The following is a 23,657-nucleotide window of genomic DNA, read 5'->3' on the forward strand; positions in this document are numbered from 1 at the left end:
ACAAAGAAACCCTGATAAAGCGTTCACAGGAAGATTGGAAGGCAGGAAGGGTTACTGATTTTTGGCTGCGCTCAACATCAAGTAGCAACCACCTGTATCCAGCAACAAGCCCCTCAGCTCCTGTTTACCTTCCGACCTTCCCTCCATCCTGTGAATCGCCCTTGATCTTTTTCGTGTGCTACGTGGTGAGTAAGGGGCCTGTCCCAGGTCAGTCGCGTACGACGTTCTGGACAGAGCCGATGGAGCGGATCCAGGGTTCGTCGCGGCGGACGGCCTCGGGCAGGTCTTCAACCGCCCGTTCGGCGGCCGCACGGTCGGGGAATACGCCGGCGAGGATGACCACGAATTCGCGATCGTTGACACGGGTTGGGATGTAGCGAATGCCACCCAGTTCGTGCCGGTCGGCATAGGCTCGGGCGGCGGCCATGTCCTGTGCGGCGAGTAGCTGGATCGTGGCGCCGCTGCCGTCTTGATTGCTCAGCCAGCTGCGGTCATCACGCAGGCGGGCGGCATCCGCGTCGGCCTCTGCCAGATCATCCGAGGCCGGGTCGGGCTCCGGAGCTGGCTCTGGCTCTGGCTCGGGTTCAGGCTCTGGTTCCGGTTCCGGCGCCGGTTCGGGATCTGGCTCCGTGGCCGGTTCTGCCTCGGCGGGCTCGGCGGGCGCCTCCGGCTCGATCTGCGACTCGGCTTCGGCTTCGGCCGGTGGAGGTAGATCCAGCGGGTCAGCGACCACGACTTCGTCGTCCGCCGGTCGCTCCGGCGTCTCGTCCTGCTCGGATTCAGCCATGCGCGGCTCGGGCAGGGGGAGCTCGATGATTTCGCCGTCGGCCGTGGTGGGCTCCGATTCCAGGAGCTGCCAGGCGACCGGGGCTGCGATACCCAGGGCCACGGTGATGGCGACGGCCGGTACGAACCAGCGCTGATTCCAGAACGCGACGTTCTCCGGCGCTGGGGGCGCCGGGATACCGCTATCGGGCTCGAAGCCGTCGGGGCTCGCTGGCGTTTCCGGGGTGTCCTGCACTGCGGATCCGGCCAGGGCCTCGGCGGCTGGGGTGAACTCGGTGTCGTCGGGCTCGCGGCTGGCGTGCAGGCCTGGCTCGGCGGTGGTCGTCTCGTCGTCGCGGGTGGCCACGAACGAGGGTTCCACCGTTTCCGGGGCGAGGTTCGAAGGGGCGTCGTCGCCCGCGAGTGGTTCGGACTCGGCGCTGTCGGCTTCGGCTTCGGCGCCAGCGGCCACGCCCGGTGCCGTGCTACTGGCGGCCGCCGCGCCAGCTCGGCGCTCGCTACGGCACTGGCGCTCGAGAAAGCTATTGGCCTCGCGGTTGAGGTTGCCAGGCAGACCCTGGCTGGTGGTTTGCAGGTGATGTACGGCGTCCGTGTCCAGCAAGCGGTCGGGGTCCGCCAGGCCAGCGGCCTGCAGGCGGTGACGCAGATAGGCCGCGGTCTGCTCTAGGTTGAACGCGCGCAGGCTGATGCGGGTGACCTGATCTTCGTCCGACGGGTCCGGCAGGTACAGGCGCCGGCGCAGCAGCCCGGTGGAACCGACCAGGACGATGCGTGGGGCGCGCCCATGCTTGGCAAGGACCTCGCTGCGCATGCGCATCAGGTTGTTGACAATATCGGTGCCGACTAGATGGGCATCGTCCATCGCGATCACCGGGTCGGCGCCATCCGTCACCCGGTCGGCGAGCAGTTCGGTTAGGGCACGGTCGGGGTCATCGGCATTCTTCGAGCGCAGATAGTTACGAATGGTGTTGTCGACCGACTCGAACTGGGTGTTGATCCGCGCGCGGAAGGCGATCAGATCGAATGGCTCGGGCAGCATCGCCAGCAGGCGCATTAGCTGGAGGCTGCGCCCGGAGCCGTTTTCACCGGTCATCAGGACGACGGCGCCGGGTTCGTTCAGGGCCGCCCGCGCGGACTCCAGCAGGCCGTCCAGCAACGGGTCGCTGTAGACGAAGGTCTCGTCGGGGGCTTCGTCAAACGGCGGCGTGTGCAGGCCGAGTTGTTCCAGGCATTGTTCGGAGAGCGCCATTGCGTGGCCTTCAGGTCAGGGAGCCGAGATCGAACAGGCGGTGGTGTTCGCGGATGGCATGACGATCCGTCATACCAGCGATGTAGTCGGCAATCGCGCGCTGCGGCCCGTGCGGATCGTGTGCAGCCATCTCATCGGCCAGGCGCTGGAAGTGCTCGGGCATCAGGCGCGGTTCCGATTCGAATGCGGCAAACAGGTCGTGGATCAGCTGGCGGGCCTTGTGCATCACGCCGTGTACCTGGTGGTGATGGTAGAGGTTCTCGCGCAGGAAGGCCTTCAGTTCACGTGCCTGCGCGTGCATCTCCGGGCTGAAACGGATCAGCGCGGTGTCGGCGCGGCGCACATCATCGGGGCTTTGCGGCCGCTGCTGGTCGATGGCCGCCTGGGTGGTCGCGATCAGGTCGCCCACTAGCGCATCGATCATGCGCCGCACTGTCTCGTGCTGGACACGGCGGGGCTCCAGACCGGGGTATTGGGCCTGTACCGCTTCGTGGCACCCACGAAACAGCTTGACCTCGGCGAGGTCGCCCAGGGTCAGCAAGCCCGAGCGCAGGCCGTCGTCGACATCGTGGTTGTTGTAGGCGATCTCGTCGGCCACGTTGGTGAGCTGGGCCTCCAGGCTTGGTTGTTCCTTCTGCAGGAAGCGAACGCCGATCTCGCCTAGCTGCCGGGCCTTGTCCGGTGAGCAGTGTTTGAGGATGCCCTCGCGCGTCTCGAAGGTCAGATTGAGGCCGTCGAAGTCGGCATAGTGGCGTTCCAGCAGGTCGACAATGCGCAGGGACTGCAGGTTGTGCTCGAAACCGCCGTGCTCGCGCATGCAGGCATTAAGGGCGTGCTGCCCGGCGTGCCCGAACGGGGTGTGGCCGAGATCGTGCGCCAGGGCAATGGCCTCGACCAGGTCCTCGTTCAGGCGTAGCGCACGGGCAATGGAGCGCCCGATCTGGGCGACCTCCAGCGAATGGGTCAGACGATTACGGAACAGGTCGCCTTCATGGCTGATGAAGACCTGAGTCTTGTACTCCAGGCGGCGAAAGGCGCTGGAATGAACGATGCGGTCACGGTCGCGCTGGAAGTCGCTGCGGTGGCGCGGGGCCGGTTCGCCCTGGGCGCGACCGCGTGAATGCGCGGGGTCGCTCGCGTAGGGCGCCAGGCCGGGGGCGGCGACGCTAGGTGTGGCTATCGCTTCAGGCAACACGGGCATGCTCGTGCAGGGTGTGGTCCAGGGCGGTCTGGTCGAACTCGTCGGTCAGGACGGCCTCGCCAATCCCGCGCAGCAGCACCAGGCGCAGTCGACCGCTGGCAACCTTCTTGTCGATCGCCATCAGTTCGCGGAAGCGATCCGGGGTCACGGCGGCGGGTGGCTCCAGGGCCAGGCCGGCGCGCTGGATCAGGGCCTCGGCGCGTTCGCGGCTGACGCGGTCCAGCCAACCCATGCGTTCCGACATGCGTGCGGCCATGGCCATGCCGGTACCGACGGCCTCGCCATGCAGCCACTCGCCGTAGCCCATGCCGGCCTCGATGGCGTGGCCGAAGGTGTGGCCCAGATTGAGCAGGGCGCGGATGCCGCCCTCGCGTTCGTCGGCGGCGACGACCTCCGCCTTGCAGGCGCAGGAGCGACGGATGGCGAAGGCGAGCGCTTCCGGATCGAGCGTGCGCAGGCGATCGATGTGTTCTTCCAGCCAGGTGAAGAATTCGGCGTCGCGAATCAGGCCGTACTTGATGACCTCCGCAAGACCCGCTCGCAGCTCGCGCTCGGGCAGGGTTTTCAGGGTGTCGGTATCGATGATGACCGCGCGCGGCTGGTGGAAGGCGCCGATCATGTTCTTGCCCAGTGGGTGATTGACCCCGGTCTTGCCGCCTACCGAGGAATCCACCTGGGCGAGCAGGGTGGTCGGGACCTGCACGAAGTCGATGCCGCGCTGGTAGATCGCCGCGGCGAACCCGGCGATGTCACCGACCACGCCGCCGCCCAGGGCGACGATGCGGCTGCCGCGATCCAGGCGTGCCTCCAGCAGGCGCGTCAGGATGGTCTCGACCGTGGCCATAGTCTTGTATTGTTCGCCATCGGGGAGCTCGATCCACAGAGGCTCTCCGCTGATGCCGCAATCCGCGAGGCTGCGGCGAAGGGTATCACCATGCAGGGGGGCGACCGTGGTGTTGGTCACCACGGCGACGCGCCGGCCTTCTACTGCGGGGCGCAGCCGCTGCGGCTCGTTCAGTTGGCCCGGTCCAATGTGGATCGGGTAGCTGCGCGCACCCAGTTCTACGTTCAGGTTTTCCATGCGGGCCATCATAGCGTGCGCCCCGGCGACGGCGTAAGCCGGTGTGGTCGGATGCTGCGGATCGCTTCACGGACTTTTGCAATCGGTGCAGGTTGGATTACCATAGGGAGTTCTGCATGGTCGCCCGCAGTGTTTGGCGGCCTGTTTTGTTGATTCTGTTTTGATCGAGATGATCCTGCATCCGTTTCGGAGATTGTATGCCGCACGTACGAGTTCGTGAGAATGAGCCCTTCGAGGTTGCCCTGCGCCGTTTCAAGCGCACCTGCGAAAAAGCCGGTGTGGTGGCGGAAGTCCGCCGTCGCGAGTATTACGAAAAGCCGACCACCGAGCGCAAGCGCAAGGCCGCGGCGGCCGTGAAGCGTCAGCTGAAGAAGAATTCCCGCGATATGACCCGTCGGGTGCGTCTGTACTGAACCTTTGTTCGGGCTTGTGCTCGGACCCGAGGACCCCAAGATGACGCTCAAGTCGCGCTTGCAGGATGACGTGAAGAACGCCATGCGAGCCCGGGAGAAGGAACGCCTGGGTGCCTTGCGCATGATCCAGGCCGAGATCTCTCAGTTCGAGGTGGACGAACGTCGCGATGCTGACGACGACGCCGTGCTGGCGATCCTCAATCGGATGCTCAAGCAGCGGCGCGATTCCATCGACCAGTACCAGAAGGGTGGTCGTGAGGATCTGGCTGAGCGCGAGGCCGCCGAGGTGGTGATCATCGAGGCGTACATGCCCGAGCCGCTGGATGCGGCCGCGCTGGACCAGCTGGTGAGCGAGGCGATTGCCGAGACGGGCGCCAGCGCTCCAGGCGATATGGGCCGCGTGATGGGCGTGCTGAAACCCCGGGTCTTCGGGCGCGCGGACATGGGGCAGGTGAGCCAGAAGGTCCGCGCCGCCCTGCAGCCCTGACCACGGGCCGGCTCTCCGGTCGAACTCCCCGGGCCGCTTTTCGGCCCCTACCCCGATTCCGTCGGAGCGAGTGTTCCATGGCTTCCAATCCGATGCAGTTCCTGGACCTTCCGCGCCAGGATCCCCAGAAGACTCCCGCCGAGATCCGGATTCACGAGTTCGGCGAGATTATCGGTCAGTTCGATCCGGCGACGGCCGGGCAACAGGCCGGCCGCTGCCTGGCCTGCGGTAACCCCTATTGTGAATGGAAGTGCCCGGTCCACAACTTCATCCCGAACTGGTTGAAGCTGGTGGAGGAAGGCAACCTGTTCGCCGCCGCAGAGCTCTCGCACAAGACCAACTCCCTGCCCGAAGTGTGCGGCCGCGTATGCCCACAGGATCGTCTGTGCGAGGGCGCCTGCACCCTGAATGACGGTTTTGGTGCAGTCACCATAGGTTCGGTCGAGAAATACATCACCGACGAGGCCCTGAAGGCCGGCTGGCGCCCGGATCTGTCCGATGTGACGCCGACTGGCAAGCGCGTCGCGGTGATCGGCGCCGGTCCGGCGGGGCTTGGCTGCGCCGATATCCTGGCGCGCAACGGCGTGCAGGCGGTGGTGTTTGATCGCTACCCGGAGATCGGCGGCCTGCTGACCTTCGGCATCCCGCCGTTCAAGCTGGAAAAGCAGGTCATCCGCACCCGCCGCGAGATCCTCGAGGGCATGGGCGTGGAATTCCGCCTGAATACCGAGATCGGTCGCGACATCGCGATGGATGCCCTGCTGGAGGAATACGATGCTGTGTTCCTCGGCATGGGCACCTATACGGCCATGCAGGGCGGCTTCCCGGGCGAGGATCTGGAGGGCGTGTATCCGGCCCTGCCGTTTTTGATCTCCAATATCCGCCAGGTGATGGGCTGGCCGCAGGACGATGGCGGCGAGTTTATCGACATGGCTGGTCAGCGCGTAGTCGTGCTGGGCGGCGGCGATACCGCGATGGACTGCAATCGCACCTCCATCCGCCAGGGCGCGGCCTCAGTGACCTGTGCCTACCGGCGTGACGAAGAGAACATGCCGGGTTCGCGCAAGGAAGTCGTGCACGCGCGCGAAGAGGGCGTGCAATTCGAATTCAATGTGCAGCCGGTGGAGATCGTCGGCGACGGCAAGGTCGAGGGTGTGAAGGTCGTGCGTACGCAGATGGGCGCACCCGATGAGCGCGGACGTCGTCGACCCGAGCCGGTCCCCGGCTCCGAACATATCATCCCCGCCGATCGCGTCCTGATCGCCTTCGGTTTCCGCCCGTCGCCCTCCGACTGGTTCGCCGACTACAAGATCGGTATCGATGAAGGCGGTCGCGTGCAGGTCGCGGGCGAGCATGCCTTCCAGACCGGAAACCCGAAGGTCTTCGCCGGCGGCGACATGGTGCGCGGCTCGGATCTGGTGGTCACCGCTGTCTTCGAAGGCCGTGAGGCCGCCGAAGGCATCCTCGAATACCTCGGCGTTTGAGCCTTTTGATGCCCAATTCACTGAAGAACGACCGTCTGCTCCGTGCCCAACTGCGTGAACCGGTGGACCGGCCGCCGATCTGGATCATGCGTCAGGCCGGGCGCTACTTGCCCGAATACCGCGAGACGCGTGCCCAGGCCGGCAACTTCATGAGCCTGTGCCAGAACCCCGAGCTGGCCTGCGAAGTCACCATGCAGCCGCTGCGCCGGTTTCCACTCGACGCGGCGATCCTGTTCTCCGACATCCTGACGATCCCGGATGCGATGGGCTTGGGCCTGTACTTCGAGACCGGTGAGGGCCCGCGCTTCCGTGACCCGGTGCGTTCTCTGGAGGCGATCGAGAAACTACCGGTGCCGGACCCGGAACAGGAACTGCGCTACGTGATGGACGCCGTGCGCTTGATCCGTCGCGAACTGGATGGCCAGGTCCCGCTGATCGGATTCGCCGGTAGTCCGTGGACGCTGGCGACCTATATGGTAGAGGGCCAGGGCTCGCGCGACTTTGCCGAGACCAAGCGCCTGATGTATGGCGAGCCGCAGGCGATGCATGCCCTGCTGCAAAAGGTTGCGGACTCGGTGACCGAGTACCTGAACGCCCAGATCCGCGCCGGCGCCCAGTCGGTGATGATCTTCGACACCTGGGGCGGATCGTTGACCCCGCGGGCCTACCGCGAGTTTTCGCTGGCGTACATGCAGCGGATCGTGGATGGCCTGATCCGCGAGAATGACGGCCGTCGCGTGCCGGTGACGCTGTTCACCAAGGGTGGCGGGGCCTGGCTGGATATCATGGCGGATATTGGGGCGGATGCCCTCGGGATCGACTGGACCATCGAGATCGGCGAGGCCAGTCGGCGGGTCGGTGAACGGGTCGCCTTGCAGGGCAATCTGGACCCGTCGGTGCTGTATGCGCCCGAGTCGGTGGTGCGCGAGGAGACGTTGCGAGTTCTGGACGGCTTCGAAGGCGATACCGGGCATGTCTTCAATCTCGGGCACGGTATCCATCCGGGTATCGATCCGGAGCGTGTCGCCGCGATGGTGGACACCGTCACCAACTACCGACGCTAGTCCGCCCGGCGCGAGCGTACGGTCCGGTTACTACTCCGCCGGGGCCGCCGCCTCTTCGGCGCCGGTATCCGCCAGCATCCTCTCTACGTCCGCGCGGGTTGCACGTTGCATCGGGCGGCCGTCCACCGGCGACGGTGGCGCCTGGCGCATGCCGTCCAGCGGGAATACCGTGAGTTCCACATCGGTGTCGCCCGGTCCGCGGAAGGCGAGGAAGGGGATGCGCTGTTCCCGACCCTGCCGGCTGCGGTAACGGCGCTCGCCGGTCTCGCAGTGAATCCCCCGATCCCCCATCTCCAGGATGACCTCTTCGACTGTCTCGGCGAAGGCATGTAGGTTGATCAGCGGTTGCGACTCCACTAGACCTTGAAGGAGCGGGCCGACCAGCCGCGGTTCCAGGTGCTCCAGGCGTTCCATCACGACCAGTGTCGCTTCCAGGCGGCTGCGGTAGGCGGCGCGGCTGGCCGGAGTCGCAAACAGGCGGCTGCGTTCGATCGCGGCGTCCTGGATCTCCATGTTGCTAGGCATTTCATGGCGCGCATCGACGCCCAGGTGTTCCGCCGCCTTGCGCTTGGCCAGCCCGAAATCCCGGATCCCGTCGTCGAGCATGATGCGCGCAGCTTCTTGCGCCAGTTCCTGGCGGACACGCGATGGGGCCGCCATTCAAAAGACCAGTTCGGGGTCTTGGCCGGTTTCGCTGCCATTTCCGCTTCCGCGCCCCGGCATGGCGTGGCCGCGTTCAGGGATCTGGTTCGGTAGCAGCCATTGGTTGCGGGCGCCTGGGGCATCGTCGCTGGATGCACGTTGACCACTGGGCAGGATCGCGGTGCGCACGACGTCGTCTGGACGCTCCACCGGGCGTTCCGGCTGATCGGCTAGTACGCTCCCCATGAAGCGAGTCCAGATGGGCAGTGCCGCGCGGCCTCCGCTCTCACGCCGTCCCAGTTCGCGATTGTCGTCAAAGCCAATCCAGGCGGTTGCGACCAGCTCGGCATTGAAGCCGGCGAACCAGGCATCGCGGTAGCTGTTGGTGGTGCCCGTCTTCCCGGCCAAATCGGATCGCCCCAGTTCCATCGCGCGGCGCCCGGTGCCGGAGGTGATGACGCTACGCAGCATGTCGCTCATCTGCCATGCAACGCCCGGCTCCAGAACCGGAACCGGGTCCGTGTACTGAAGCGCTCCGCCGCTTGCGACCAAGGGCAGATCCTGTCCTTTCGGGTTCTCGCAGGGGGCAGGGCAGGCCCGTTCGGTGGCGGCCTCGTACAGGACTTCTCCCTCCACCGTCTCGATCCGAGAGATGATCCAGGGGCTGTTGAGTCGGCCGCCGCTGGCGAACACGCCATAGGCGTTGTTCAGCTGGAGCGGGGTGAGGGTCCCGGTCCCCAAGACCATCGAGAGGTTGTCAGGCTGTGCCTCCTGGTCCAGGCCAAAGCGGGCCAGTTCCTGGTGCACATTGCGGGTCCCCAGGGTGTTGAGCAGGCGGATGGACGCCAGATTACGGGAGTTCGCCAGCGCCTCGCGCAGGGTGGTCTCGCCGTGGAAGCGCCGTGTGTAGTTTTGCGGTCGCCATTCGGCTCCGAGGGCGGGATCGTCAAACACCATGGGCGCGTCGATCACCGTCCCATCAGGCCGGTGCCCCTGACGCAGGGCCAATGAATAGACCAGCGGCTTGAAGGCGGAGCCGGCCTGCCGTTGCGCCTGTGTGGTTCGGTCGTAGCGATTCTCAAAGAAGTCGAAGCCGCCCGCCAGCGCAAGAATAGCGCCATCTTCTGGCGACTGCGCGATGACGGCGCCCGTAACTTCCGGTTTTTGGGCCAGGCGCCAGCGGCCGTCGACGTAGGGGCGCACGCGAATTACGTCACCGGGGGCGAAGTCAGGCGAGCCCGCCCATTCGCGATCTTCCGGCCGGATTTCCAGTTCCCCGATCGGACCGCCGTCGACCTGCAGCACGCCTTCTCCAGATGGTTCCAGGACAACGGCCGGGAACAATAACCGTCCATGGACCCCTATTGCCTTCAGGGCGCGCTCGCGGGCGTCGGCATCTTCCAGAGTGGTGGACGGAATGCGCATCTCCGGGCCGCGAAAACCGTGGCGTTCGTCGTATTCCAACAGGCCCTCCCGCAGGGCCTGGTTCGCGGCCTCCTGCTGGCGGGAGTCGATCGTGGTATGCACCTGCAGGCCACGTCGGTAGGCCTCGTCTCCCCACAGGTTGACGACCATCTGGCGAGCCATCTCGGCGACCCAGTGGGCATCAATCTCGGTGGCAGCCGTATGGCGCTCGGACAATACTGGTCGTGCAAGCGCTTCTTCGAAGGCTTGTTCGTCGATCGCACCGGTCTCCAGCATCCGCCTCAGAACGTAATTCCGTCGGATCTCGGCGCGTTCGGGGCTGGTAACGGGGTTCGTGGTCGACGGGGCCTTGGGCAGGGCGGCAAGCGTGGCGATCTCGTCCAGTTCCAGCTCGTCCAGGGAACGCCCGAAGTAGACCCGCGAGGCCGCTTCGATCCCGTAGGCACGCTGACCTAAATAGATCTTGTTCAGGTATAACTCGAGAATCTCGTCCTTGGTCATTTCCTGTTCCAGGCGAATGGCCAGGAAGATCTCCCGCAGTTTGCGCTCATACGTCCGCTCGCGCGTCAGGAAGATGTTGCGTGCCAGCTGCATGGTGATGGTGCTACCGCCCTGGCTGCGCTCGCCGCCAGTCGAGACGACGTTGAGTGCCGCGCGTGCCAGGCCCATCACGTCGACGCCCGGGTGGTCATAAAAGCGCTCGTCCTCCGCGGCGATGAACGCCTCGCGGACTTGCTGGGGGATGGCATCTATTGGTACGGGGATGCGCCGCTCTTCGGCGAATTCGCCCATCAGCCGTCCGTCCACGCTGCGAACCTGCAGGGGCGTTTGCAGGCGCACGTCGCGCACCGCATCGGCCTCGGGGAGGGTCGGCGCGTAATGAACATAGAGGGCCGCCAAGGCAATGGACAGGCCGATGCCGGCTGCCAGAATCAGGGCCAGCAGCGCCGTAATAATCTTCAAGACCGGGTTCATGACAGCAAAAAAAGTGAGGCCAAGGTGAGAAGTCGCATTCAATGCGACTTGCAACCTTGAAGTCGCGGTGTATATTGTGAACGAGCTAGCATACGTGATTGTAACGCTACCAGTTACTTTCGTTGGGGTATACAGGGGGATGTGTGCTGAGTCTCGGAAAATCCAAACAAGGGGTCCTGGGCGTGGATATCAGCTCAGCAGCCGTCAAGGTGCTGGAGCTGGCGCGACAGGGTAAGGGCTACCGGGTTGAGGCCTTTGCGGTCGAGCCACTCCCGGATGGCGTGATGGTCGACAAGGTCTGCCAGGACACCGAAGCCGTCGGGAATGCTCTGGCACGGGCCGTTAAGCGCTCTGGCACGCGGCTCAAGCAGTGCGCGATGGCCGTCCCTTCCTCCGCCGTCATTACCAAGACGATTCAGATGTCGGCTGGGCTGGGTGATGCGGAACTCGAGGGCCAGGTCTTTGTGGAGGCGGATCAATACATCCCCTACACCCTGGAAGAGGTCAACCTGGATTTTCAGGTCCTGGGCCCGAATGACAAGAACCCGCAGATGGTCGACGTGTTGGTCGTCGCCTCTCGTCGTGAGAACGTCGACTCCCGCGTGGCGATTGCCGAGGCCGCCAAGCTCACCCCCGAAGTGGTCGATGTCGAAGCCTATGCCATCGAGCACACTGCCGAACGGCTGATGGAGCAAGTTCCCGATAGCGAAAACAAGCCGATCGTTGCGGTGGTCGATGTGGGCTCGTCGGTGACAGCCGTCTATGTGGTCAGTCAGGGCGAGGGCGTGGTCTACACCCGCGAGCAGAATTTCGGTGGGCGCATGCTCACCGAAGAGATTATGCGCCGCTACAGCATGAACTATCAGGAGGCTGGTTCCGCGAAGATGAGCGGTGATCTGCCGGCCGACTACGCCAGTTCCATCCTCGAGCCCTTCAAACAGACGATGGTCGATCAGATTCAGCGCCTGCTGCAGTACTTCTATGTGACGCGCCCGCAGGACACGATCGACCACATCTTGCTGGGAGGTGGTTGTGCCGCCATCCCAGGCGTGGATGAACTGCTCGAGGAAGCGGCTGGGACCCCGGTCTCCATTGCCAATCCATTTCGCGGTATGGCCCTGGCCAAACGGGTCAACCAGGAACGCTTCGCCAATGACGCCCCGGCGCTAATGACGGCCTGTGGCCTGGCCATGCGGGGGTATGCGTCATGATCTACATCAACCTGCTTCCCTGGCGCGAGAAGGCTCGCGAACAGCGGCGCAAGGAATTCTTTACCGCGGCGGGTGGTGCCGCGGTTGTGGGCGTTCTGCTCGCCTTTGCCGGATACAGCTTCATGGGCGCATTGATCGACCATCAGCAGTCTCGCAACCAGATGCTGGAAAGCGAGATTCGCCAACTGGATCGCCAGATCGCCCGCATCCGTGACCTCGACGACCAGCGAGAGGCGTTGATCGCACGGATGGAGGTCATTCAAACCTTGCAGTCACAGCGCCCGGAGGCGGTGCACCTGTTTGACCAGTTGGTCGAGACGCTACCCGAAGGAACCTATCTCAACGAGGTTCGCCAGGAGGGTGAGAATGTTCGCCTGGTGGGCCGCTCCGAGTCGAACACCCGGATCTCAGCGCTGATGCGCCGGCTCGACGCTTCGCCCTGGCTGGGGGGCTCCAACCTGCAAATTATCGAGACCCGTGAGGAGGGTCGCCTCCAAGTCCGTGACTTCCGACTGGATGCCACGCAGACCCGGCCGGATGCCGAAGAGGAGGGCTCCTGATGGATCTCAATGAACTCAAGCAGGTTGATTTCAACAACATTGGCGAAGCCTCCTGGGGTGTCAAGGGCTTGATTCTGGCCGTGATCGTTCTGGCGATTCTCGGCCTGTCCTACTACCTCTTCATCAGCGATCAGCGCACCGATCTCGAACGCGCGGAGAGCCGCGAACTTCAGCTTCGCGACGAATTCGAGGACAAGCAGCAACGAGCCGCCAACCTCCAGGCCTACGAGGAGCAGCTCGAAGAGATGGAGCGCATGTTCGCCTCCCTCCTGGAGTTGCTGCCGAGTAGTGCCGAGATCCCGAGCTTGCTGGTGGATATTTCACAGACCGGTTTGCAGGCGGGGCTTGAGATCGAGCTGTTCGAGCCGCGCGGCGAGAACCGTCGCGATTTCTACGCCGAGGTTCCCATCCGTCTGCGCGTGCGGGGTGGTTACGAAGACCTGGCGGAATTCGTCAGTGGTGTCTCGGCACTACCGCGGGTCGTGACCATGCACAACATGTATATCCGCCCGGGCAATTCCGATAACGACTTGCTGATGGATGCGGTTGCGCGGACCTATCGCTATCTGGAGGAGAACTGATGAAACCTTCTTCCTCGCGAGCGATTGGGCCCGGGTTGGGGCTGGTCCTGATTGGCGGCCTGCTGTTGTCGGGCTGCGCACAGGACAACCGTGACCTTCAGCAGTACATCGCCGAGATCAAAGAGCGCCCGGGGAGCGGGATCGAACCGATTCCGACCCTGGAGCCACACGAACCCTACCTTTACCCCGGGCATACGCGCTCGCCTTTCGACTCCTCGGTGATCGCGCAGCCGGAACTGGCCGCAGCCGAAGGCGAAGCCGGCGATGCCGAGCTTGATGCCGATCGACCGCGCGAATTCCTTGAAGGTTTCCCTCTCGACTCGCTGCGAATGGTGGGGTCGCTGGAGCAGCACGGCACACGCTATGCCCTGGTGCGGACGCCGGACCGAGGTATCCAGCGTGTCACCGCGGGAAACTACATGGGCCAGAACCACGGGCAGATCGTCGAAATTACGTCCACCAAGATCAGCTTGATCGAAGTGGTACCGGACGCCTTCGGCGGCCACGTGGAGCGCGAGAACTCCGTGGCGCTGAGCGACTAGCGGTTGGGGGAGAAGAACATGATGACGAGTATTCGCCGCAAGACCGGCACAACCAACAGGGGATTCAACATGGGTTCTTCCATGCGCGCGTTCGCCGCCACTGTCGTGGCCGGCCTGCTGTTCATGGTGTCGCAGGGGGTGGCGGCCACCGAGCTGGAAGAGATCCGGGCCGGCAGTCTTAGCGGCGATCGGGTGCAGGTCAATCTCCGGTTCTCGGATACGCCACCTTCCGACATCCGTGCCTTCGCGATTGACTCCCCGCCGCGCATCGCGCTGGACCTGCCGGAAGTGGGCAACGCCCTGCCGCGCCGCGAGACCGAACTGAACGTGGGGCCGTTGTTGCGCGCCAGCACCGTGGAGGCCGGGAACCGCACCCGGGTGGTCCTGAACCTGACCCAGGCATCCGAGTATCAGACCCGCGTGGAAGGTAACAACCTGATCCTGACGCTGGGACGTGGGGTATCCGAGGCGGACGCGCAGACCCAACAGGTCGTGGACCGCACGGGTGAGCCGACCACCACAACGCGTAGCGCCCGTCCGATGGAGATCACCGGCATCGATTTTCGTCGCGGTGGAGAGGGGGAGGGCCGCGTTGAGGTCGATCTGTCCCGCTCCGGTGCGGAAATCGATGTGCGCGAGCAGGCCGGACGGATCGAATTGACCTTCCCGCGCGCCATGATCGATGAATCGTTAGAGCGGCGCCTGGATGTGGTCGACTTCGCGACCCCGGTCCATACCATCGACACCGTGTCCGAGCGCAACCGTGTCCGCATGGAGGTCGAGGCTCGAGGTGAATACGAAATCCTGTCGTATCAAAGCGACCGCCAATTTGTGCTTGAGGTGGCCCCGATCTCCGAAGCCGAGCGCGAGGCCCGCGCGCGGGAGGAAGAGGAGTTCGCCGGCGAGCGCCTTTCGCTCAATTTCCAGGACATCGAAGTACGCTCCGTCCTGCAGCTGCTCGCCGACTTCACCGATCTCAATATCGTGGTCAGCGATACCGTTGGCGGCAACATTACCTTGCGCCTGAATAACGTCCCCTGGGACCAGGCGTTGGACATCATCCTGCGCTCGCGCGGCCTGGACAAGCGCATGGACGGTAACGTGCTCTATGTTGCCCCTAGCGAGGAAATCGCGGCCCGCGAACGTCAGGAGATGGAAGCCGCGCGTGATCGTCAGGAGCTGGAGCCCCTGCGAACCGAATTTGTGCAGATCAACTTCGCCCAGGCCGAGCAGATCGCTTCCCTGATCCGCGGTGGAGATGGCGGCGAATTCCTGTCCGAGCGTGGCAGCATCACGATCGACAGCCGCACCAACACCCTACTGGTGCAGGACACCCAGAGCCGCATCGAGGACGTGCGTCGTCTGGTCTCGACGCTGGACGTCCCGGTGCAGCAGGTCCTGATCGAGACCCGCATCGTGATTGCGGAGGACACTTTCAACCGCGAACTGGGTGCACGATTCGGCATTAGTGGAACACGTGGTACCGACCGGCGAACCCAGCTCGGGGTTGGTGGCTCCCTCGAAGGCGCCGACGGTGCCCGCGGGTCTACTACCGACGGCCTGGGGGGGGTCGCCATTGGCAATCGGTTGAACAGTTCCCTGCCGGCTGGAGGAGACGCCGGTCGTGCCGGACTGAGTATCCTGCGCAGCGGTGTGTTGCTCGATCTCGAGTTGTCGGCCCTGCAGGTCGAAGGCCGTGGCGAGATTATTTCCAGTCCGCGGGTCATCACCGCCAACGGGCAGACGGCCACGATCAAGCAGGGTGAGGAGATCCCGTATCAGGAGGCGACCGCTTCTGGCGCGACCTCGACCCAGTTTATCGAGGCTGTGCTGTCGACCGAGGTGACTCCTCAAATCACGCCGAACGGCAATGTAATCCTCGACATCAAGGTGACGAAGGACGAGCCGAGCCAGCGTGTGATCCTGGGCGTGCCGGGGATCAACAAGCGGGAGGTCGAGACCCAGGTGTTCGTCGGCAACGGCGAGACGGTCGTGCTGGGCGGCGTGTATGAGATAGACAGCCGCACCAATCTCGAAAAGGTGCCGTTCTTCGGGGATATCCCGTTCCTTGGGAATCTGTTCCGCAACCGCTCGACCGAGAATACCAAGGCGGAACTCTTGATCTTCGTGACCCCGCGCGTGCTGGATTAACCATTACACGTGGCTTCGGGCGGTTGCCGCCCGAAGAACTTTCTGAGAGCCGGGGCTTGTCCCCGGCTTTTCTTTGGGTGGCCCAGCCAGTAGCCTTGGCGCCCATGCAGAACATCGTACTGGTAGGTCCCATGGGGGCCGGCAAGAGCACTATCGGTCGCGGCCTTGCGGGGCTGTTACGCCGCCCGTTCTTCGACACCGATCAGGAGATTCAGCGTCGCACCGGCGTGGATATCCCGACGATCTTCGAATTCGAGGGCGAGGCCGGTTTCCGCAAACGCGAGACGGCGATGTTGGAGTCCTTGCTGGAACAGGAAGGCGCCGTGATTGCCACCGGCGGCGGGATTGTCGAGCGCCCGGAGAATCGGGAATGCCTGCGCGACCAGTTTGTGATCTACCTGCGTGTGCCGGTGGAGGAGCAGTTCCGGCGGACGCGGCGCAACCGCAAGCGCCCGTTGATCGCGGAGGCGGCGGATCCAAGGGCCCGTCTACAGGAACTCTTCGAGGTGCGCGATCCGCTTTACCAAGAAGTGGCCGACCTGACCCTGGAGGGCAAGGGGCGCCGCGTGCGCGATGCGGTGCGAGGGGTTTGCTCGGCCCTGCAGATGCAGCGCCCGGACCTCTGCCAACCCCGCTCCGACAGCTAGCGGTTTTTCACCACGAAGCACACGAAGGCGCGAAGAAGGTCAAGGGCGATTCACAGGAAGGCGGGAGGCCCGGAAGCAATGCAAAAGCCATTCTTGGGTTTGAGCGGTGATTGCAGGGCCCTGGTATCGCTTCCACTCTTCCGTTCTTCCTGTTGATGCCCTCCTGTTGTGGTGGCTGCGCCTGGTTTAGTGGCGAGTTTTGTCGCCGGCGTTCGGGACGAACATGCCGTCTTGAGGGGGAGCGGCGCGGCGGCCGTGGGATGCGTGGTGGAACAGGAGTCGCCAGCGCGAATCCAGCAAGTGCCAGGTTTGGCTGATCAGGATGGTCCCGGTGGGGGCGACGTCCCCTGGGCGGGTGATCGCCTCCTCGATGACGATACTAATAGTGTCTCCGGTTTGGTGGCGTCCCACGATCTTTGGTTCGATGCCGATGTTGAGCTCGCGGGCGAAGACCAGTAGCCAGCTCTCCATGACCTCGGCTACGCCGCGGTGGGCGCGTGGGCTACCCGGGTGGATGCAGACGATATCGGGGCGTTCGCCCCATAGCCGCATCATCTGTTCGATGTCGGCGGCGCGGAAGGCGGCATAGTATTCCTCGATGCAACGATCGACTTCCGTTGTCATCAATGCATGCCCCCGCTAGGCCACTCGGCCGTGGGTTCCGGGTCCGGACTGGCATGGTGGAGTACCATGCGCCAGCTGTCCCCATCCTCGCGGTAGCCGTTGGTTGCCAGCATCACCCCGCGCCGCTCACCGTGGACGTAGAGGTTCTCCCGCAATACATGGAGCGCCAGGTCATCGCCATGGATGACGGTGCATTGGGTCCGGTGGATGATGACCCCGCGCATGCCAGGAAGGATGTCGTCCCAGCTTTCCAGGATGATGTCCGTCCCCTGTAGGCGTTCCCCGCCGGGGTGGATGCAGACGCACTCCGCGCTATCGTGCCAGACCGCGCGCATCCGCTGTGGGTCGCCTGCCTGAAACGCCTCATAGAAGGCCGTTTCCACGGACTCGGGAGAGGGGAATGTGGACATACGGGCAGGTCCTCAGGGGAACGAAGCATCATTGTCGCAGGCGGACCGGCCGATGACGAATGCAGGGGTGCGTCCGAGGGTGACGTCCAGGGCGCAAGCGGTGAGAATAATCCCTTTTCCGCCCGCATGGAGTCGGCATGGCACGCATCCTCGCCACAGGCATTGTGACGCTCGACCACACGCTGGATGTTGCGGCGTTCCCAGTCGAGGACGACGAGGTGCGGGCGCTCTCGAGCACCTCGCAGCCGGGAGGAAACGCGACCAATACCGCGTTGCTCCTGGCGCAGTTCGGGCATCGGTCGGAGCTTGCGTCCGTGATCGCCGAGGATGCCACGGGAGAAGCGCTGCGTGAGCGCCTGCAGTCCGCTGGACTGGCTGTGGATCACTGTGTCCGCCGATCCGGGGTAACCCCGACGTCGCACATCCTGCGTTCGCGGGCGAACGGCACTCGAACGATTGTGCATTATCGGGATCTGCCCGAGCTTCAGGTGGACGATGTCGCGTCGATTCCCTGGTCGGAGTACGACTGGCTGCATTTCGAAGGACGTAATCCGGAGGCCCTGGCAACCATTATAAGTGGCGCACGCCAGAGCATATTCGATCAGCCGATCTCGCTCGAGCTGGAGAAAGCCCGCCCCGGCCTCGACGAATGCCTGGAGTATGCGGACGTCCTGATGCTGTCTCGCGATTGGGCGGCGACCATGGCGGACACCCCCGAGGCAGCCTTGCGGCTGCTGGCTCGGCGATTTCCCGATCGCCTGGTGACGTTGACGGCCGGGAGCGCCGGGGCCTGGATCGCGGCCCGGGGTGAAATCCGTCACTGTGCGCCGACACCAGGGCTGCGGGTGGTCGACAGCGTTGGTGCGGGGGATACGTTTAATGCCGGGTTGATACACGCACTGGTCTCCGGCGAGCCGCCGGAGCAAGCGCTGACGGCTGCGGTGCGGTTGGCCGAACGTAAGCTCAACCAGGTGGGTCTTGACGGTCTGGGAAGCGCGCTGGCCGACTAGGCCGCAAGCTCGGTCAGGTCTGGCCCAAGAGGTCAGGCCTCTTCACCAAAGCGGTCGGCAACCAGTTCGGTCAGGGCGTCCAGCGCGTCTTGGGCGTCCGCCCCGCTGGTTTCGATGGTGACTTCGCTGCCCTGGGCCGCGGCCAGCATCATTACGCCCATGATGCTTTTCCCATTCACTTCCTGATGATTGCGTGAGACCGTCACGTCCGCGCTGTACTGGCTGGCCAGGCTGACGAACTTGGCTGCGGCGCGAGCATGCATCCCCAGGCGATTAACGATGGGGACTACGCGCTGCGGCATCGCTGCACTCCTGATCGCAAAGAAGGATTCCGTCGTGGCCACCGGACAGGGCCTTGTTGACCAGCTCGGTCAATGGAAGATGTTGGTAGTTGAGTACACGGACCAGCATGGGCAGGTTGATCCCGGCGATCACCCGCGCATTGGCGCCACGGGCAACCCGGCTGGCCACATTCGAGGGGGTCGATCCAAACATGTCGGTCAGGATCAATACCCCGGACCCGGTGTCCAGGGTGGTCAGCCGCTCGCGGGCGCGGGCCCGGACCTCGTCGGGGTCGTCGTTCTGCGACATCGCCATGGATTCGCAGTTCTCGGGCAGGCTCCCGAGCATGCTTTGCGCGGTCTGCAGCAGGGTGTCGCCCAGGTTTTGATGCGTGATCAGAATGAGACCAACGCCCATGGATCTGCTCCGATTGCGGGTTCCTGAAGGGCCGTGTATCCGTGCCCGGCGTTCGCTCAGGGAGACCCGGATTTAAGCGGGGTCCCCAGCTCCCGGTGACGGGTGCTAACAGTAACATGTTCCTGGTCTTCCCACGCCCCCGTGAGGCGTTCTACCAGGTAAACCGACCGGTGGCGTCCGCCGGTGCAGCCGATGGAGACCGTGACATAACTACGATGGTCCTCGATGAGGCGGGGCAGCCACTGCGAGAGGAAGGCCTGAATACTGTCGAACATTGCCGCGACCTCCGCGTGTCCCTCGAGGAAGTCGCATACCGGCAGATCGCGTCCGGTAAGTCCGGCCAGGTCGCGCTCGTAGTAAGGGTTGGGCAGACAGCGCACATCGAAAACGAAATCCGAATCCATGGGCGCGCCGTGCTTGAATCCGAACGACTGGAATAGCAATGAAAGTTCGTGTTCTCCGCGCTCCCCGATGCGGTCGCGCAAGGTACGGGCCAGGTCGTGCATCGACAGCCGCGAGGTATCGACCGTCAGGTCGGCCTCCACGGCGACGTGCCCCAGCCATTCCCGTTCGCGTTCGATCGCGTCCACCAGTGGCACGCCGTCGCGCGCCAGCGGGTGGCGTCGTCGCGTCAGGTGGTAGCGCCGCAACAGGACCTCGCTGGACGCTTGCAGGAACAGGACCTCCACCTGGATGCCATCCTGCCGCAGCTGGGCCAGTAGGTCGGCGAAGCCCTTGAGGGCGTCCAGGCCGCTTCGCACATCCACGCCGACGGCCAGATGACGGTCGCCCTCGGTGTCGTAATGGCCTTGCCGGACCCGTTCGATCAGGCCTGGCAGCAACGGCAAGGGGAGGTTGTCGACGCAGAAGTACCCGGCGTCCTCCAGGGTATGCAGGGCCACGGTCTTGCCGGAGCCAGAGAGGCCACTGACGATCAGCAGGCGCATAGTGGCGTCAGCCCTCCGGGTCCGGATTGGGTACGGTGGTCGCGGGCACGGCGCGATGATAAGGGGGTTCGTCGGCCTCACCGCTTATCTGGCGGCGCTGTCGCGCCCGCAGGTCGTCACCCGCGATGTAGCCCTGGATGTGCAGCATGTGGTTGCGCACGGCGGCCTCGATCATCACCGCGATGTTGCGGCCGGGGGCCACTGGCAGGCTGCTCAGGGGCACGCGCAGACCGAGGATGTCGATCTCGCCCCGGCGTCCGTTCAGTCGGTCATCGGGCACCGGTGAAGGCTCGCCATGATCACGCAGGTCGATGATCAGACGGAGGTACTTGCCACCCTTGATGGCTGAATCGCCGTACATGGCGCGGACGTTTAGAACTCCAAGCCCGCGAACCTCGAGCAGGTCCTGGAGCAGTGCAGGACAATGGCCGCGGACGATATCCGGGGCAATCCGCGCGAATTCGGGAGCATCGTCGGCGATCAGGCGATGCCCGCGGGAGATCAGCTCCAGCGCGACCTCGCTTTTGCCAACGCTGGAGGCGCCGCTGATCAGGACCCCGATGCCGAGGATCTCCATGAATACGCCATGGCGAACCTCGAAATGGGCGAGGCGTTGCTGCAGGAAGTATCGCAACAACGAGATGATCTCGTGGCTGCTGCTGCCCGAGCACAGAATCAGGGGCAACGCGGCCTGAGGAACGTCGGGCATTTCCGAGAACGGGCAGGTGTCTTCGGCGAAGATCACAGCCGTGGTTCCGGTGCGGGCCATCTCCAGGATCAGGTCATTGCACTGGCGGTCACTGAGGCTGGAGATGTAGCGGGATTCGAAGTCTCCGATGACCTGGATGCGGTTGGGTCGGATCAGGTTGAGGTGCCCGGCCAGGGGCAGGTCGTCGCCATCCTCGCCCACCAGTTTGCGGTCGGCGGCCGCGTGTTCACCATGCACAAAGCGCAGATCCAGACGGTTGCCCATCGCCTGGATCAGGCTTTCCACGGTGATGTCCCGGGCGATTCCGCCTTCCCCTAATGCCTCGTTCATGGCCTCCGGCGTGGGCCGGCCTCCCGCTGGTCGACGTATGGGTAGACCGTCTGCAAGGGCCTAGCCCTCGCTGAAGCGGCCCACGAGTTCCTGCTCCAGAGCCGACGCATCGCCGGCTCGGCGCAGGGCGGCAATCGTGTCCGGCTGGGACAGGCCGCGTGCGAGCTGGGCAAGCAGGTTGAGGTGATCGTTGGTCGCGGCTTCCGGGACGAGCAGGGCGATCAGGATATCGACCGGCTCGTGATCCATTGCGTCAAAGTCGACACCCTGCTTCAGGCGCAGCACGGCCACGCGCGGAGTCGCAAGATCGGGCAGCCGGCCGTGAGGGATGGCGACGCCATGCCCCAGGCCAGTGGAGCCCAGCTTCTCGCGGGCGGACAGGGCCTCGAAGATCGCGCTGCTGGCCGGCCCCTCGGCGTCACCGCCGGCGGCGAGGAGCTCCGCCAGTGTCTCGAGGGCCCGTTTCTGGCTGGAACACTCGGGCTCCAGACCTATGCGGTCGGCGGTGATCAGCTCGGCAATGGTCATGGATCAGGAGGCCTGCTCGCGGTTGCGCTGGGCACCCTCGGCGCGGTGGTGATCCTTGACCTTTTCCTTGTGCTTGATCAGCTGACGGTCAACCTTGTCGATCAGGCCGTCGATGGCTGCGTACATATCGTCGTGGGAGGCCTCGGCATGGATATGGTTACCGCTAACCTGGAGATTGGCCTCGGCCTTGTTGTGCTGACTCTGATTCTTCTCATGGGTCAGCACGACGTGGACGTCGATGACTTTGTCAAAGTGGCGCTCCAGCTTCGCGAACTTCTCGTTGACGTATTCGCGCAGGGCGTCGGTCAGGTCGACATGGTGGCCGGTCAGATTGATCTGCATGGTTGGGTCTCCTTGGGTTACTTGCTGCCGGTGGGCATGGAAGCCATCTGCCGACGTTCGCTGGATGAGGGGATATGCATGGCCTCACGGTATTTGGCCACGGTACGGCGTGCCACGTTAATGCCTCGATCCGAGAGGATCTGGGCGAGCCGGGCATCGCTCAGCGGCTTGTTCGCAGGCTCGTCGCCGATCAATTCCCGAATCATGGCACGGATGGCGGTGGCCGAACACTCACCGCCATCGTTGGTACCGACGTGGCTGGAAAAGAAGTACTTGAACTCGAAGACCCCGCGCGGGGTGTGCATGAATTTCTGTGTGGTCACGCGTGAGATGGTCGACTCGTGCATCTCCAGGATCTCGGCGATGTCGCGGAGGATCAGCGGCTGCATCGCAACCTCGCCATGTTCGAGAAAGCCCTGCTGGCGGAGCACGATCGCCTCGGCGACTCGGAGCAGGGTGTCGTTGCGACTGTGCAGGCTCTTGAGGAACCAGCGCGCTTCCTGCAGTTGATCGCGCATGAAGGCGCTGTCGCGGGCGTCCGAGACCTGACGCACCATGCCGGCATAGAGGTCGTTGATGCGGATGCGCGGGGCGATCTCCGGGTTCAGCTCCACTCTCCAGCCATCGACCGTGTGGCGCACATAGACATCCGGGACTACGTATTCCGAGGTGGCCGTACTGATCTGGGCGCCAGGACGCGGGTTCAGGGTGCGGATCAGATCCAGTGCGCGTGCCAGCTCGTCCGGGTCGCGTACGCCGGACTGGCTTTGCAGCGCCTTGTAGTCGCGCTTGCCCAGGCTGTCCATGCCGTGCTCCAGGATGGCGCGCGCGGCCTCCCGGGCCGGGGCATCCGGGGCGAGCTCGCGTAGCTGAATCTCCAGACATTCACGCAGGTTACGGGCGCCCACGCCCAGCGGGTCGCATTGCTGGATCCAGTGCAGCACGGCTTCGACCTCGTCGACCCCGACGGGTTCTTCCTCGCCACGGTTAATGGTCTCGGCCAGGGTCTCGAGGTCGCCTTCGAGATAGCCGTCAGGGCTGATCGCGTCAATCAAGGCCGCGCCGATGCGCTGGTCGCGCGGGGTCAGATGGCTCAGGTGCAGCTGCCACAGGAGGTGGTCCTGCAGGCCCTCGCCGCCGTCGTCGCTGGTGTTCTCCAGCGGGTCGCGGTCGTCCAGGCCCTTGGGGGCGGTCGGTGGCTCGTAGATGTCGTCCCAGCGGCTGTCGGTCGTCAGCTCCTCGGGGATGACGTCGTCGCTGGTGGTGGTGGCCTCCATGCGGTCGCCTTCCACCAGTTCGCCCTCTTGGTCGAGGCGCTCGGTATTCGGATCGGCGTCCTCGTCCTCCACCTGTTCGAGCATGGGGTTGCTCTCCAGCGCCTGCTGGATTTCCACCTGCAACTCAAGCGTGGACAACTGCAACAGACGGATCGCCTGCTGCAGTTGCGGGGTCATGGTGAGCGTCTGACCCAGCTGTAGATTGAGGCCGGGTTTCAGCATTGTGGTGTCGGGTCGAAGGTGACCATACGTGAAATCTTAAAGCCTGCCTCGTGGTTTGTG

At 64.3% G+C, this 23,657-nt stretch carries 25 protein-coding genes; 11 read left to right on the plus strand and 14 right to left on the minus strand.

What is annotated here, in order from left to right:
- Window positions 1-208: 208 nt before the first annotated feature.
- The 3 genes from F462_RS08080 to aroB are packed head-to-tail and all read right to left on the minus strand — an operon-like array spanning window position 209 to window position 4,329.
- Entirely contained in the window at window positions 209-2,035 is a 1,827-nt protein-coding gene (locus F462_RS08080; RefSeq protein ID WP_038053133.1) for an AAA family ATPase, read from the minus strand.
- A gap of 10 nt (window positions 2,036-2,045) precedes the next feature.
- A complete protein-coding gene (locus F462_RS08085) occupies window positions 2,046-3,236 on the minus strand; it encodes a deoxyguanosinetriphosphate triphosphohydrolase (protein ID WP_038053136.1) in 1,191 nt (396 codons plus the stop codon).
- On the minus strand, window positions 3,220-4,329 hold the full coding sequence (gene aroB, locus F462_RS08090; RefSeq protein ID WP_038053138.1) for a 3-dehydroquinate synthase: 1,110 nt from the start codon (window positions 4,327-4,329) through the stop codon (window positions 3,220-3,222). The genes F462_RS08085 and aroB overlap by 17 nt, the downstream gene beginning before the upstream one ends.
- A gap of 185 nt (window positions 4,330-4,514) precedes the next feature.
- Here aroB and rpsU point away from each other — a divergent pair, with 185 nt between their 5' ends.
- The 4 genes from rpsU to hemE all read left to right on the plus strand — a co-directional run bounded on the left by rpsU (window position 4,515) and on the right by hemE (window position 7,765).
- Entirely contained in the window at window positions 4,515-4,730 is a 216-nt protein-coding gene (rpsU, locus tag F462_RS08095; RefSeq protein ID WP_012981683.1) for a 30S ribosomal protein S21, read from the plus strand.
- 40 nt (window positions 4,731-4,770) lie between these two features.
- Complete coding sequence (locus F462_RS08100) at window positions 4,771-5,217, plus strand: GatB/YqeY domain-containing protein (RefSeq protein WP_038053147.1); 447 nt, start codon at window positions 4,771-4,773, stop codon at window positions 5,215-5,217.
- A gap of 77 nt (window positions 5,218-5,294) precedes the next feature.
- Entirely contained in the window at window positions 5,295-6,701 is a 1,407-nt protein-coding gene (locus F462_RS08105; protein WP_038053149.1) for an FAD-dependent oxidoreductase, read from the plus strand.
- A gap of 8 nt (window positions 6,702-6,709) precedes the next feature.
- The gene (gene hemE, locus F462_RS08110; protein WP_038053151.1) at window positions 6,710-7,765 is read left to right on the plus strand and encodes a uroporphyrinogen decarboxylase; all 1,056 of its coding nucleotides are present in this window, start codon (window positions 6,710-6,712) and stop codon (window positions 7,763-7,765) included.
- Between the two features lie 30 nt (window positions 7,766-7,795).
- Here hemE and F462_RS08115 read toward each other — a convergent pair whose 3' ends face one another.
- Complete coding sequence (locus F462_RS08115; RefSeq protein WP_038053152.1) at window positions 7,796-8,425, minus strand: hypothetical protein; 630 nt, start codon at window positions 8,423-8,425, stop codon at window positions 7,796-7,798.
- Complete coding sequence (locus tag F462_RS08120; protein WP_038053155.1) at window positions 8,426-10,807, minus strand: penicillin-binding protein 1A; 2,382 nt, start codon at window positions 10,805-10,807, stop codon at window positions 8,426-8,428.
- Between the two features lie 143 nt (window positions 10,808-10,950).
- Here F462_RS08120 and F462_RS08125 point away from each other — a divergent pair, with 143 nt between their 5' ends.
- From F462_RS08125 to F462_RS08150, 6 genes are all read left to right on the plus strand, one after another.
- Window positions 10,951-12,018: a pilus assembly protein PilM gene (locus F462_RS08125; protein ID WP_026181438.1), complete on the plus strand. Its 1,068-nt coding sequence runs from the start codon at window positions 10,951-10,953 to the stop codon at window positions 12,016-12,018.
- Window positions 12,015-12,578: a PilN domain-containing protein gene (locus F462_RS08130; RefSeq protein ID WP_038053157.1), complete on the plus strand. Its 564-nt coding sequence runs from the start codon at window positions 12,015-12,017 to the stop codon at window positions 12,576-12,578. Before F462_RS08125 ends, F462_RS08130 begins: the two co-directional genes overlap by 4 nt.
- Entirely contained in the window at window positions 12,578-13,159 is a 582-nt protein-coding gene (locus tag F462_RS08135) for a type IV pilus inner membrane component PilO (protein ID WP_038053161.1), read from the plus strand. The genes F462_RS08130 and F462_RS08135 overlap by 1 nt, the downstream gene beginning before the upstream one ends.
- Entirely contained in the window at window positions 13,159-13,701 is a 543-nt protein-coding gene (locus F462_RS08140; protein ID WP_038053164.1) for a pilus assembly protein PilP, read from the plus strand. Before F462_RS08135 ends, F462_RS08140 begins: the two co-directional genes overlap by 1 nt.
- 18 nt (window positions 13,702-13,719) lie before the next feature.
- Window positions 13,720-15,852: a type IV pilus secretin PilQ gene (gene pilQ, locus F462_RS08145; protein WP_167549485.1), complete on the plus strand. Its 2,133-nt coding sequence runs from the start codon at window positions 13,720-13,722 to the stop codon at window positions 15,850-15,852.
- A gap of 104 nt (window positions 15,853-15,956) precedes the next feature.
- Window positions 15,957-16,499 (plus strand): shikimate kinase, encoded by a 543-nt coding sequence (locus F462_RS08150; protein ID WP_038053166.1) that lies wholly within the window; start codon window positions 15,957-15,959, stop codon window positions 16,497-16,499.
- 186 nt (window positions 16,500-16,685) lie between these two features.
- Here F462_RS08150 and F462_RS08155 read toward each other — a convergent pair whose 3' ends face one another.
- Both F462_RS08155 and F462_RS08160 read right to left on the minus strand, forming a co-directional pair.
- Entirely contained in the window at window positions 16,686-17,123 is a 438-nt protein-coding gene (locus F462_RS08155) for a nuclear transport factor 2 family protein (RefSeq protein WP_038053168.1), read from the minus strand.
- A complete protein-coding gene (locus tag F462_RS08160) occupies window positions 17,123-17,533 on the minus strand; it encodes a YybH family protein (protein WP_018140170.1) in 411 nt (136 codons plus the stop codon). The genes F462_RS08155 and F462_RS08160 overlap by 1 nt, the downstream gene beginning before the upstream one ends.
- 137 nt (window positions 17,534-17,670) lie before the next feature.
- On the opposite strand from F462_RS08160, the gene F462_RS08165 reads away from it, so the two are divergent.
- Window positions 17,671-18,543, plus strand: a complete 873-nt coding sequence (locus tag F462_RS08165; RefSeq protein WP_038053171.1) for a carbohydrate kinase family protein — start codon at window positions 17,671-17,673, stop codon at window positions 18,541-18,543.
- Between the two features lie 32 nt (window positions 18,544-18,575).
- Here F462_RS08165 and F462_RS08170 read toward each other — a convergent pair whose 3' ends face one another.
- From F462_RS08170 to F462_RS08200, 7 genes are read right to left on the minus strand one after another with little or no spacing between them, the layout of a single operon-like run.
- On the minus strand, window positions 18,576-18,845 hold the full coding sequence (locus F462_RS08170) for an HPr family phosphocarrier protein (protein WP_038053174.1): 270 nt from the start codon (window positions 18,843-18,845) through the stop codon (window positions 18,576-18,578).
- On the minus strand, window positions 18,817-19,242 hold the full coding sequence (locus tag F462_RS08175) for a PTS sugar transporter subunit IIA (RefSeq protein ID WP_018140173.1): 426 nt from the start codon (window positions 19,240-19,242) through the stop codon (window positions 18,817-18,819). Before F462_RS08175 ends, F462_RS08170 begins: the two co-directional genes overlap by 29 nt.
- 56 nt (window positions 19,243-19,298) lie before the next feature.
- Window positions 19,299-20,189: an RNase adapter RapZ gene (rapZ, locus tag F462_RS08180; protein ID WP_038053177.1), complete on the minus strand. Its 891-nt coding sequence runs from the start codon at window positions 20,187-20,189 to the stop codon at window positions 19,299-19,301.
- Window positions 20,190-20,196: 7 nt separating this feature from the next.
- The gene (hprK, locus tag F462_RS08185; RefSeq protein ID WP_038053179.1) at window positions 20,197-21,228 is read right to left on the minus strand and encodes an HPr(Ser) kinase/phosphatase; all 1,032 of its coding nucleotides are present in this window, start codon (window positions 21,226-21,228) and stop codon (window positions 20,197-20,199) included.
- Between the two features lie 60 nt (window positions 21,229-21,288).
- Entirely contained in the window at window positions 21,289-21,756 is a 468-nt protein-coding gene (locus F462_RS08190; protein WP_038053181.1) for a PTS sugar transporter subunit IIA, read from the minus strand.
- A 3-nt stretch (window positions 21,757-21,759) separates the two neighbouring features.
- Window positions 21,760-22,098, minus strand: a complete 339-nt coding sequence (hpf, locus tag F462_RS08195; protein WP_018140177.1) for a ribosome hibernation-promoting factor, HPF/YfiA family — start codon at window positions 22,096-22,098, stop codon at window positions 21,760-21,762.
- A 17-nt stretch (window positions 22,099-22,115) separates the two neighbouring features.
- Window positions 22,116-23,597 carry an RNA polymerase factor sigma-54 gene (locus F462_RS08200; protein ID WP_038053183.1) on the minus strand — a complete coding sequence of 494 codons (1,482 nt, stop codon included), beginning with the start codon at window positions 23,595-23,597 and terminating at the stop codon, window positions 22,116-22,118.
- Window positions 23,598-23,657: the final 60 nt, after the last annotated feature.

The organism is Thioalkalivibrio sp. ALJ1 (assembly GCF_000745395.1).
Lineage (GTDB): Bacteria > Pseudomonadota > Gammaproteobacteria > Ectothiorhodospirales > Ectothiorhodospiraceae > Thioalkalivibrio.